The sequence below is a fragment of the Okeania sp. SIO2C9 genome (assembly GCF_010672455.1).
GTDB lineage: Bacteria > Cyanobacteriota > Cyanobacteriia > Cyanobacteriales > Microcoleaceae > Okeania.
Genome location: NZ_JAAHGO010000012.1, coordinates 656473 through 668562, shown reverse-complemented (window position 1 = coordinate 668562; position 12090 = coordinate 656473). Strand labels below are relative to the sequence as shown.

At 37.2% G+C, this 12090-nt stretch carries 9 protein-coding genes and 1 pseudogene; 3 read left to right on the top strand and 7 right to left on the bottom strand.

Features of this window, described 5'->3' with window-relative positions; genetic code table 11:
• The first annotated feature begins 239 nt into the window (after positions 1 to 239).
• Both F6K23_RS13165 and F6K23_RS13160 read left to right on the top strand, forming a co-directional pair.
• Positions 240 to 416, top strand: coding sequence for a hypothetical protein (locus F6K23_RS13165; protein ID WP_287522706.1), 177 nt, complete (start codon positions 240 to 242; stop codon positions 414 to 416).
• A 521-nt stretch (positions 417 to 937) separates the two neighbouring features.
• A complete protein-coding gene (locus F6K23_RS13160) occupies positions 938 to 2404 on the top strand; it encodes a peptidoglycan-binding protein (protein ID WP_293155755.1) in 1467 nt (488 codons plus the stop codon).
• A 197-nt stretch (positions 2405 to 2601) separates the two neighbouring features.
• On the opposite strand, the gene F6K23_RS13155 is transcribed toward F6K23_RS13160, so the two are convergent.
• The 7 genes and pseudogenes from F6K23_RS13155 to ffh form a co-directional block, all read right to left on the bottom strand.
• A complete protein-coding gene (locus F6K23_RS13155; RefSeq protein ID WP_124147119.1) occupies positions 2602 to 3114 on the bottom strand; it encodes a transcriptional repressor in 513 nt (170 codons plus the stop codon).
• Positions 3115 to 3963: 849 nt separating this feature from the next.
• The gene (locus F6K23_RS13150; protein ID WP_293155751.1) at positions 3964 to 4374 is read right to left on the bottom strand and encodes a ChuX/HutX family heme-like substrate-binding protein; all 411 of its coding nucleotides are present in this window, start codon (positions 4372 to 4374) and stop codon (positions 3964 to 3966) included.
• Positions 4375 to 4698: 324 nt separating this feature from the next.
• Positions 4699 to 5652 (bottom strand): PhoH family protein, encoded by a 954-nt coding sequence (locus F6K23_RS13145; RefSeq protein WP_293155748.1) that lies wholly within the window; start codon positions 5650 to 5652, stop codon positions 4699 to 4701.
• Positions 5653 to 5680: 28 nt separating this feature from the next.
• Positions 5681 to 5851: a hypothetical protein gene (locus F6K23_RS13140; protein ID WP_293155745.1), complete on the bottom strand. Its 171-nt coding sequence runs from the start codon at positions 5849 to 5851 to the stop codon at positions 5681 to 5683.
• 84 nt (positions 5852 to 5935) lie between these two features.
• A complete protein-coding gene (locus F6K23_RS13135) occupies positions 5936 to 6421 on the bottom strand; it encodes a KH domain-containing protein (RefSeq protein ID WP_293155742.1) in 486 nt (161 codons plus the stop codon).
• 85 nt (positions 6422 to 6506) lie between these two features.
• Positions 6507 to 6776, bottom strand: a pseudogene (gene rpsP, locus F6K23_RS41780) (30S ribosomal protein S16); the annotation flags it as partial.
• Positions 6777 to 6912: 136 nt separating this feature from the next.
• On the bottom strand, positions 6913 to 8364 hold the full coding sequence (ffh, locus tag F6K23_RS13125; protein WP_293155736.1) for a signal recognition particle protein: 1452 nt from the start codon (positions 8362 to 8364) through the stop codon (positions 6913 to 6915).
• A 1115-nt stretch (positions 8365 to 9479) separates the two neighbouring features.
• Here ffh and F6K23_RS13120 point away from each other — a divergent pair.
• Positions 9480 to 11834, top strand: a complete 2355-nt coding sequence (locus F6K23_RS13120) for a GAF domain-containing protein (RefSeq protein WP_293155733.1) — start codon at positions 9480 to 9482, stop codon at positions 11832 to 11834.
• The last annotated feature ends 256 nt before the right edge of the window (positions 11835 to 12090 follow it).

Sequence of the window (12090 nt, the reverse complement as noted above, 5' to 3'; positions counted from 1 at the left end):
TGAGTATAAAAACATATTTCTAGGTAATTATTTAATTTTTTTATTTTCTCTGCCACCTTTTCCCAACTTCTGCAAAAAATTTATCATTAAATATTCTTGATTTGTTAAGAAATTTAGAGAAATTTTAATCTTAATTGCAAAACCAGGATAATTCCCATCTTAATTATTAATTCAGTGATAGGTTGAGACAACGTTGTTAGTTATGAATTTTTTCAAAAGTCTATCTGGGATAAATAATTATGTACAAAAATCGTTCAAACCGCGATCCATTAGTTGCTGCCGTTACTGCTGCTCTAGGAGCTGGTGTAGTGACTTCCTTTGCTGTTACTCAAGGTCAAAATCCTTTAACTGCTTTAGGAATAACTATTTTTGCCGCTTTAGTAGCTCTAATTTTTGACCGTGCAGGTTTAGTTTAAGCGTTTTATAGTACAACAAAATGATAGAATTTAGATAGGAAAGTTTAAATTAAATTAATCTATAGATGTTCTTTCAGTAAGTTATTGTACTCACAATTTGATACCCTAATAGTAGTAGTTGAATAATGAACAAAGACATAAACTCAAATAGAGAAGTCTTTAAAGGAGAGAAAACTACCTCTCTGTTAATGGGGAAAGTTGTTTGAATATTTGAATCTATAACTTCAAATATTTCCCTCTCCTGATGAGCTAGAGATTTTATTATACATAAAGTCTCCATCTCTGTTCATAATAATTGAATTATTATACTCTGTTAAGAATTGCTTTAATACCAAATTCATCATAAAGTTGTATAGAATAATATTTTGATCGGGGTTGACTGTAGATCGAGACAGACAAGTAGTAATAAATTTCATAATTTTGTGCATCCTCACATAAAATTGGTATAACTTCTTTAAGATAACAAGCTCAATCAATTTAGCTTGTTACTATTAAAATTTTAGAGTCCCCCAGGAAAATTTATGGAATCTCTTGCATATATAGAATTTTTTCTGGTTAATGAAGGAAACAAAGACTTCAAACTTATTGAAGGACTTAACTGGAAAAAACTGTCTAGCTTCGCTTACATAAACTTTTTATCAATAATGATTATTAATTTAATTATTATTGATTCTAGTTGGGCTAGAAGGCCAGAAATTCCCAGTCCTGAAACAAATAGTTATTTTAATATTAGCCAAACACAGGATAGCCAAACATACCAAAGACAAATAGCAACAAACTCTTTTTTTTCTGGATCTTCTAACTCTAGACCAGAAAGTGATGCAATTCTTTCCCCTAATAGTGCAGTCTATCTAAGACGTGGAGATAAGGCCGCAACAGTGACTGCAGTTCAAAGAAAACTGAGAGAGTTAGGCTATTTTTCTGCCAATCTAACTGGTTATTATGGTCCTATTACAGAAAGAGCTGTAAGACAGTTCCAGCAAGACAATGGTATTACAGTAACAGGCCAAATTGAACCTACTACTTGGTCATTACTATTTGCAGGTAAGAGGTCTAATCAAATTCATTCTTCCCTATTAAATTCTTCAACAAGACCATTATCTTTTGGACAAGTTAGCCCTCAAGTAGCAATTATTCAAAGAAGGTTAGCAGAATTAGGCTTTTACAAAAGTCCGATCAATAGCATTTATGACCAAAATACTAGAGCTGCAGTCATCAGATTTCAAAACTCTCACAGAATTACGCCTACGGGTCAGGTAGGTATTACCACTAGAGAATATTTGTTTGGTACTAGACCTTTTCCTGTGGAGAGAGTATTTCTTCGACCTGGAGAAACAGGTGTAGAGATAGGAAGATTACAACAACGTTTGAAAAATTTAGGTTATTATCAAGGACTAATAACTAACTATTTCGATCAAAGTACTGAGATAGCAGTAATTGAATTTCAAAAGAGAAATAGAATTACTCCTACAGGTATAGTCGGACCAACAACTCAATCATTTCTATTTAATCCTAGTCAAGTTCTGCCCCCAGGTCCTGTATCTGACTCCAGGCAAAACTACACCACTAGGCAATACTCCTACTCAAGTTCTCTCAGACGGGGCGATCGAGGTTTGGGTGTAAAACAACTCCAGATTTTGTTGACAAGATTGGGTTATTATCCTGGTGTCATTGATGGTGTTTTTGGACCTGCGACTGAGTTTGCTGTCAGACGTTTTCAGGAAGATGTGGGAACAAACGCCAGTGGAGTAGCTACAAGAAATACATTACAAGCTTTAAGACATCCTATGATTGTTACTCTAAGCGCTTCCAAAGGGCGAGCTACTTATATAGGTAGTCAAGCAAATGTCTTAGAATTGCAAAAGAGACTTCGGCTACAAGGATTTTATTTTGGTCCATTAAATGGAGTTTACAACTCAGAAACAAGAGTAGCAGTGGCGAAAGCTCATCTGCGTTATGGTTTAAGTGCTAAAGATATTGGAAACTAATTATTAGATTTATAAATCTTTTTTTGATCAAAATAACATGGGTCGCGCAACCCCGCCTTTTAAGGCGAAATGTTTTTAGAGGGGGGCTCAAATCCCCGTTACAAAAACAACTTCTGACTTCTAACTTCTGACTTCTGACTTCGTTAATTACCCCACTCAGAGATTAAGTGGGGTTGTTTATTTTATTCAGAGTTTTTTTATTCAGAATTTTCTGCATCTGCAAGTGCTCGTGGACAAGACCATTCACAAGATACGAGAGAAGGCCAGCCCATTCTTAGGGCTTCATAACAAATTGTATGAATAGTTAATTGACAATCTAATAGATGTAACCCAGATTTTTCTGTCTGCTTAAGACCAATTTTTAAAATAGAATCATTCTTAAATTCAACAGTTTTATTGCATTGTACGCAGACAAGATGGTGGTGATGATGGGGATAAGGTTGATTTATCTCATAATGTTTATGTCCCTCCGCTAGTTCTAGTTCTCTTAAAATTCCCATCCTTGCCATTAACTTTAAAGTTCTGTAAATGGTAGATAGACTAATTCTTTCACCCCGATTTTGTAGCATATTATAAAGATCTTCGGCACTCAGATGATTGCCTTTAGGAAGATTTTGAAAAACGTGCAAAATGGTCTCCCGTTGGGGAGTCATTCGCCAACCTTTGTCATTTAGTTCTGCTTTAAATGAAGATGGTGTGTAAAGGGCCACGGTACTTTATCAAAAATGTACGCCTATTGATAATCATACACAATAACTAAACGATTGTCAAAAAAAGATATTATTGAAAATTGCCTGAAAATTTTTGGGAGCTTGAGAGTAATATCATGTCCGGTTGAATACTTATAAATCAGGGAGTAGGGAGCGGGAAGCAGCGATAATAGAGAGATTTGCCGTGTTTCAACAATTAATAATGAATAATGAATAATGAATAATTACCTCTCCTTGAAAAGAAGAGGATTGACAAAGAGATGAAAATTTTTTTTTCTCTTGGTCGATTGGATATGGCGAGGAGACCTCGCCATCCCTCGACCGCTTATTATCCCCTTAAAAGGGGAGGCGCATACCCACAATTTTTCGGTAAGAGGATAGGTTTTTTTATAACTAATTATCCGGACTTAATATCATAGACAGTAGATATAAATACCGAATACACTTTATCCTACAGGCAAAAAAAGATTATTTAGAGTTTGCAGAAAAACCCTTCAGAGTTTTAAAACAATAGACTTGCCGCTAAATAAAACCCTAAAAGTGGCAAAACAAAATTGTAAAATTGTGGGTTAGACCTATCAAAATTAAGCGACAAGTCTAAGGATCGATCTTCGTAATTTTGGATTAAAGGTTGAAAAACTTCTAGTTGAGGGCTTTTTATAGTATTAAAAGTAATATCTTTTTTGAAGATAAAGCAGTAAAATTCTGGGGTTGTAACAAGAAAAATTTCCCTACTTTCAGTTCCTTAAGCTAAAACTTAGGACTTTTGAGGATACCCTAATTATTAGTATTTAACCATACAATACATAGTTTAATTTTCATTAAAACTCATTAGGTAATCCTCTGTAACTATTCCAAACTTTCCACAGGAACAGGTTCCCAAACTTCACCATATTTTTCTTTCAACCCTTGCCAAGATTCTACCTGTCCAGGTTCATATTCTCCTGGTTTTCCCCATTGTAAAAATGCACTCAAAGCAATTTTATCTTCACTATCTAAGAAACGAATTGCATAAGTAGTAAAATTTCCTCTTTTTGCCTCTCCACTCTCAAACTTTACCTGTTTAATCATATCCATGTTTAGATGAAACTCAACAATATCGGTGTGCATATTGGCATACTTGCCTTTAGGAAGTTCAGCATAAAATAACTTTTGAATTTTGCCCCTAACTTCCAACACTGCAGCACTACTTGTCACAATTAAACGTAAAGTTCCCAATTGTTCACAAGCTTCTAAAAAATCTTTTAGGTTAGTAGTCATTTCAGTTATCAGTTATCAGTTATCAGTTATCAGTTGTCATAAGATATAAATATTATGTAATTATTGGCGTTGGTCAATTAGTGTATGACATTAATCTTAATTACTTAGGAGTCAGAACTCAAGAGTCAGGAGTCAGGAGAGAAGAAAGGGGAATAAAAAGAGAAAGTTTTTTGTTTGCTGGCGCACAACACAGGTTAACGCGGGGCGCGGAACAGAGTTTTATTCCTAATTATTTCGACATAGTATCATATCATGTCCGGATAATCAGTTATAAAAAAAACTTCTGGCCTTGAACCTTTCTTTCCCTTTTGCCTTCTGCCTTATTCAATTTTCATACTGCTCGTAAGCAGCAACTATTCTCTGTACTAGAGGATGTCGTACCACATCTGCTTGGGATAGTTCACAAATAGCAATACCCTCTACATTTCGCAGAATTTTCATAGCAACTGTTAAACCAGATTTTTGACTTAGGGGTAAATCTGTTTGAGTAATATCTCCCGTTACCACCATTCTTGAGCGGAAACCCAAGCGAGTTAATACCATTTTCATCTGAGCAGGGGTGGTATTTTGAGCTTCATCAAGAATTACAAAAGAGTTATTCAGAGTTCGACCCCTCATATATGCTAAAGGCGCAACTTCAATAGTGCCTTTCTCCATCAAAGTAGTTACCTTTTCTGGTTCTATTAATTCATAAAGAGCATCATATAGAGGTCGTAAATAGGGATTAATTTTCTGTTGCAAATCACCTGGTAAAAATCCCAATTTTTCTCCAGCTTCTACAGCAGGTCTAGTTAAAATCAAACGTTCATATTGATTATCTAAAAGTGCTTTAACTGCTAGAAGTGCTGCCAAAAATGTTTTACCTGTACCAGCAGGACCCACACAAAAAGTCATATCGCGGGTGCGGATAGCTTGTACATATTTTCGTTGACGGAAAGTTTTAGCACGAATTTCTAACCCACGACGGGTTTTAACTAGAACGTCTTGTTGAAGTTCTTGTAGGTCATCTTGACGGTTAGTCTCAATAGCATGGCGAGCAGTGAGAATTTCTACTCCAGTAATGGTTTTACCATGTTTCCAGAGGCTTTCGAGCGATCGCACAATTTGTTGGCATCGTTCTATTTGAGTTGCCGTGCCACTGATAAATAATTCTTGTCCACGCAGTACAACATTTGCCCCTGTGTGTCGTGCCAGTAGTTTAATATTTTCTTCCTGATAACCAGAAAGATTGATAGCGCTATCAATACTAGGCAACTCTACTCTTACTGTCTCTGTCATGCCAACATGGTTCTCCATTCCATATTTGCTAAGACTCCCTAACAAATACTTTCTGTTTTTTTATCCAAGTGCTAGCACTAGATAACCCAAAGGCTGTCACAGTTGTTGGCAGTAGCAAAGCAAGTTGCTCAATGACCGCCCAACGCAAATTTATCTTATCGGTTTTTAAACTAGGAAACCATCTATATATTTTTACCAATAAATAGTCCTCCAATCTTAGAATAATTAAAGTAATGCCCCACTATTCCTAATAAAAGTTTTAGTGGTGGCATTCTGATAATTTTTACCTCATTCCACGATCGTCTCGTTTATATATAATTGGACTTGGAGTTGTACTACGACTACGAGATACTCTTTGTCTGTTGTAGGATGGGCGACTAATTGGCATAGTCTTTCTATCATAAGTCCCTTCTTCTCGATCGTTATAAGAGTAAGAAGGAGAAGGACGTGGTGTCTCTGAATGGTCTTCGTATATCTCCAAATGCACAGATTGACCTGCTGTTTGAGCTAATGCTGCTAACACAGTACGAACTGCTTGGATATTACGTCCTCCACGACCATATACTCGTCCTTTTTCGAGTTCGTCAAAAGCTAAACGAATCCAGGCTTTTGCTTGCCGAGGATTTACTTCACAGTCTACTCGTAAAGACTCTGGTGATTCTAGAAATGGCTCAATTAAACATCTCACTATTTCTGCATAATCAGGATTGGATGACTGAGAATTATTCCTCAGACTCGGTAGCTGCTGTTTCAGTTGACTCACTGTCACTGGTTTGGCTGGCTTCGGTATTGGCAGTTTCTTCGCTTGGTTGGGTATTGGCAACGGCTTCTGTCGATTCTGCATGGGAAACTGATACATTCTCTTGGGTGTTAATTCCGGTTCTTGGTGATTCAAGGACATTAGCTTTTCTCAATATGTCACGCACTGTTTGTGTTGGTTGAGCGCCTTGTTCAAGACGTCTGGTAATTCCTGGTACATCTAGTCTAGTTTCATCTGTTCTGGGATTGTAAAAGCCGAGCTCTTCTAATGGACGGCCATCACGTCGGGAACTGCTATTCATTGCTACTATCCGGTAGCTAGTCTCCCGTTTTTTTCCATATTTCTTTAATCGCAGTTTGATCATTTCGAGTGATTATACTCCTGTTTGGAATTTTAAGCTATTATGTTTCATGGTAACGAAGAAAGTATTGGGTATCTTTTGTCAAATTTACAGTTTGCCACCATATATTTTAGGACTCTTACTACCTGCTACCGTATTCTTAAAGTTGCCCAAAGCCCTTTTTCTTTTTCTGCTTCTTTTTCTTTTTGCTACCACCCATACCGGGGTAGTTTGGCAATCCTGGAGGTGTTCTCCCTCCTAGCATTCCTGGCATTCCCATACCTGGCATTCCTGGCATCCCCATACCTGGCATTCCTCCTTGGCCCATTTGTTGCATGAGCGATCGCATTTTTTGGAAGTCACTTACCAGTTTACTAACATCTTTTTCAGCATAACCTGAACCACGAGCAATACGTTTTCGTCGAGAAGGAGATTTTGCTAAAAGTTCTGGGGTTTGGCGCTCTTGCTTTGTCATTGAATTAATCATTGACTCACAGCGTTTGAGTTGAGTTTCTCCCTGCTGCAACTGATCATCACTCAATTTATTCATTCCAGGAATTAATTTCATAATTCCTCCCAGAGAACCCATGTTCTTCATCAGTCGCGTTTGCTTCAGGAAGTCAGTAAAGTCAAACTTAGCTGAGAGAATTTTCTCTTGCATTTTTTCTGCATCAGCTATGTCAAACTCTTCCTGAGCTTTTTCTACTAGGGTAAGTACATCTCCCATGCCCAGAATGCGAGAAGCCATCCTCTCTGGGTAAAAAGGTTGTAGGGCTTCTACTTTTTCTCCCACCCCCACAAATTTTATTGGCTGACCAGAAATTCGACGTACTGATAAAGCTGCCCCACCTCTTGTATCCCCGTCCATTTTCGTAAGGATTGCCCCTGTAATCCCAATTTGATCGTTGAAGGTACGGGTCAATGTTGCCGCCTCTTGACCTGTCATTGCATCCACTACTAGCAATGTTTCTTGGGGCTTAACTGCTGCTTTAATTTTGGCGAGTTCCGCCATCATATCTTGGTCAATCTGCAGCCGACCTGCTGTATCTATAATTACAGTATCTATGCCCTCTTTTTTGGCCTTTTCAACCCCTTTTTCAGCAATTTCTACAGGGTCTATATCTGTGCCTAATTCAAATACGGATACATCTATCTGCTTACCTAGAGTAACTAATTGGTCTATAGCAGCAGGTCTATAGATATCGGTAGCAACTAGCAAGGTACTTCTGTCTTGCTTTCGTAGATGTAAGGCCAGTTTAGCTGAGGCAGTGGTTTTACCTGTCCCTTGTAAACCTGCCATCAGAACAATAGTTGGTGCTTGTTCAGCTTTTGCTAGGGGAGCATTGGTTTCTCCCATGACGCGCACTAGCTCATCATGGACTATTTTGATGAACTGTTGATCTGGCCTTACTCCTGTTAATACATCTGCCCCTTTAGCTTTAGTGCTAACCTCGGCTATAAAGTCTTTCACAACCTGTAAGTTAACATCTGCCTCTAATAGAGCACGACGGACTTCTCGTAGGGCTTCTTGAATATTGGAGTCTGTAATTTTATCTTGACCCCTTAGTTTTTTCCAGGCGACTTCTAAGCGGTCGGCAAGGGCTTCAAACATAAAGCAATTTCAGCTAGCTAGTAGTAGTTGTTTATTATATATCATCTGAAAGGTTTTTTCTTTATTTTTGCCTAATTTTTTTTCCAATTGTGAAATTCAAAGGGTTCTGAATATAGACAGTTAGCTTCTGTTTAAATTTTATTTATTTCTTCTTTAAAGTTTTAAAAAAAAATTTCGTTAAATCATTTTTTTCTCTTTTACAACAATGTAATCTTTTATTCCTCACCTAATGTACTATTCCCATAATCTATAACTATTTTAGTTTTTTATTCAACTATTCATAGATATATAGCAAATTGAGTGCATATTCTTTTTTTCACATCTGCAATGTTGAATATCTTTCAATATTTTTAGTACAAAATATGTCTAGGCATTTCTTGTAGCAAAACAACAATTATATAATTTGCTTCTTCAAAACCACATAAATCACGATTTTCTAACTTTAAGTCTACTCAATATTCAAGCAAATCGTAAATATTAATCTATATTTTTATATTCTATTAAAAATATCATAATGTATATATTCTGTCAATAGTTTCCATTTTATGGGGTTTGACCCATAATATTATTAACCTATCAGTAAATATTTGTCCAGTATCAAGCTTACTTGTCCAGATATATAGCTTTGATCTTGGATTTTATGGCCTATTATTAAAAACTCGGCCTAGTTTAAGATCGTAGTATAGAACCCATTTGAGAGTTATCTAATTTATATAGTTTAAAGATGGGGAGATAGGGAGATGGGAGCATTTTTCTACCTGCTTGGTGCGCGTTCCCGAAAAGGAGTCAGCATTCCTATGGCGAGGAAACCTCGCCGGGGTCTGATCGCTTTGCCGTGCGACGGTGAGTGCAGTGCGCCCTTGCGGGTTCCCCGACAGTCACGCAACTGTCGTACGCAAAGCGTCTCTGTTAGCGTAGCTCCTCCGGAGGAGGAAACAGATACCCGAAGGGCGCGGTGTCCCATCCGCTTTTTCCCCTATTCTATTTCTGAATTTTCTGACTTCACCAGGACTGAGTTCTGAATTCTATGCCAAAAACACATACTGCGTGCAAAGATACCAAATGGGTTATATAGATACATAAAATAAATATTCAAAACATCAGGTGTAAAACATATGCATACTTCCAAACAAAAAATTACAGATAAACATAACAAATATTATACAAAAGCTTTACCAGGGAAAACTTCTTCCATCCCAAACCATCAAAACAGTGAGGAGATCAATATAGAGCAACTATTGCAAGCTCTAGCATCTCAACTATCCAATCACCATAATCAAGTCGATCAACTAAAAATTTGGAGACAAATAATAGAGCGACTTGAAAATTTTCCACATCAAAGCAGAATATTAACAGCAATTGTAGAACCAAGTAACCTCAGCATTAAATATGCTAATCGTGCTTTTTGCGAGCTAATGGGAATCAATCAGATCGATGAAATAGAATCAAAGCAAAACATTAAGCTGAATGAGTTGGTAAGTGATTGGGAGAAAACAGAACTAGAAAAAATTTACCGCCTGCAAATTTTGCACTGGATACTCAAAGAACTTTATCAAATAGACACAGCAAATCTACAATTTCAACATTATTCAATCATATCAACCATTAATTGCCCACAAAACTCAGAACCACAGTATATAGAATTCTGGTTTTGTTCCTCACAACAAAAAGTACAAAGAGTTGAGAAAACTGTAGACGATTTTACAGATATCAATTTCCAATCAATGTCAACATCTGAACAAATAGCTTGGTTGATACAACCGGGAAATATAGAAATTTTAGCCCAACAGTTAAAATTGGAAAATTTCCAACTAGAGGGTTTGTTTTTACTTGAAGGATTGGATGTAACTGTTAAAGAACAAAAACGAAGACTAACTCAACTGTTATTAGAACCAGAATCATTGATGCAGCAAGAAAAATTTCAGCAAATTGACAAACAAATGCGGTCGCTATTCCGGGCAGATGATATGATTCTACTGCGCAATGAAGGAGAAAAACAAATAAAATTATTTATCAGCAGTGAGTATTTAACAACAAGCAACTATCCTGGACTATATTCCACGCAGAGTCTACAGGATTCTCCAATCTTCAAAACTGCTAAAGATAATCAAATTCAGAATATTCCCGACCTGAAGATACATTGTCAAACTGAGTGTGAACAAAATCTATATCAAAAAGGAGTTCGCTCCTTGCTACTAATTCCTCTAGTAATTAAAGCTGCCTGTCCACAAGATAGTTCTGGACTTCAAGCAGTTTTGGGAATAGTAGGATTAACCAGCAAGCTCCCCAACAATTTTTATACCTCTGATTACAAACACGCTCAGGATCTGATTCCAGCTTTGACCACTGCGGTTCGTCAAACAATTCAACAACGGTTCACAAATATTCGTAATATTCACCCCGCAGTTGAATGGCGATTTTTGCAAGAAGCAGAACGCCGTAGTTGGGGATTACCGCCAGAAATAATCGTTTTTGAAGATGTCTATCCTCTTTATGGCATCTGTGATATTCGTGGATCTTCCACCGAACGCAATCGAGCAATTCAAACCGATCTGCTGACACAATTTTGCTTGGGGTTAACAATTGTCGAAACTGTTTGTAAAATAAAAGATAGTGCTTTTTGTCAGCAACTACGGCAAGATATATTGGAATATATTAAGTCTCTAGAAGCAAAAGTATCAGTGGATAGTGAAATTACAGCGAGAGACTATCTACATTTACATTTAGAAATCTACTTTGATTATTTTGTGGAATGTGGAGATGCCGTCAAAACTGCTGTAGAAGCTTATCGAGCTGCTTGTAGCAACGAACATCATAGCGTATATCAAGCTCGCGATCGCTACGACCAGATGTTGCACAAAATTAACTACCATCTTCAAAACACTTGGGAAAAGTGGCAAAGTCAGATGCAGCAAATTATACCCCATCATTGCGATTTTGAGGCTACCGATGGTATAGACCACATGATGTATCTGGGGAAATCTATTAATCCTAAATTTAGTCAATTTCATCTCTGTAGTTTACGTTATGAGCAACTACGAGCAATCTGCGATTGTGCTAGAACAATTTTGCGCCTGAAAGCTGAATCTGAGGAAGTTACTTTGGGAGTTGTGCATCTGATCTTAGTGCAGAATTCTACAATTGATATTTATCACAATGAAAGTACAGAAAGATTATTTGATGTCAAAGGTAGTCGTGATATTCGTTATGAAATTGTTAAAAAGCGAATTGACAAAGGTGTGGATCAGGAAACAAAGGAGCGGATAACTCAGCCAGGGATGCTGACTGTGGTTTATTCTACTGATGAAGAGTGGCAAGAATATCAACAATATTTCCGTTATTTAGTTCGTGAAGGTTGGGTGGAGGATAAATTTGAGAGTGGTTTGGTTGAGCCTCTACAGGGAGTAAGTGGTTTACGGTTTGTTCGAGCAAAAGTACTGTTGCCTGAAGAAGCTACATCTACTAAGTAGGTCGATAAAGTTATTATTATGATAGCAGGAGTCGGGGGTTGGGGAAAATCAGTTCAACAATTAATAATGAATAATGAATAATGAATAATTACCTCTTCTTTTCAAGGAGAGGATTGACAAAGAGATGAAAATTTTTCTTCACAGGAGTCGATTGGATATGGCGCAGGTTTCGGAGCCATCCCATCCTAACGGACTGCTCCGCAAACGACCGCTTATTATCCCCTTACAGCGCTTTTCATATGGATGAACCACAAAA

Bases quoted from the DNA above. Each gene is read 5' to 3' on its own strand.
- F6K23_RS13120 (WP_293155733.1), top strand. From the start codon at position 9,480: ATGCATACTTCCAAACAAAAAATTACAGATAAACATAACAAATATTAT.
- F6K23_RS13160 (WP_293155755.1), top strand. From the start codon at position 938: ATGGAATCTCTTGCATATATAGAATTTTTTCTGGTTAATGAAGGAAAC.
- F6K23_RS13150 (WP_293155751.1), bottom strand. From the start codon at position 4,374: ATGACTACTAACCTAAAAGATTTTTTAGAAGCTTGTGAACAATTGGGA.
- ffh (WP_293155736.1), bottom strand. From the start codon at position 8,364: ATGTTTGAAGCCCTTGCCGACCGCTTAGAAGTCGCCTGGAAAAAACTA.
- F6K23_RS13165 (WP_287522706.1), top strand. From the start codon at position 240: ATGTACAAAAATCGTTCAAACCGCGATCCATTAGTTGCTGCCGTTACT.
- F6K23_RS13145 (WP_293155748.1), bottom strand. From the start codon at position 5,652: ATGACAGAGACAGTAAGAGTAGAGTTGCCTAGTATTGATAGCGCTATC.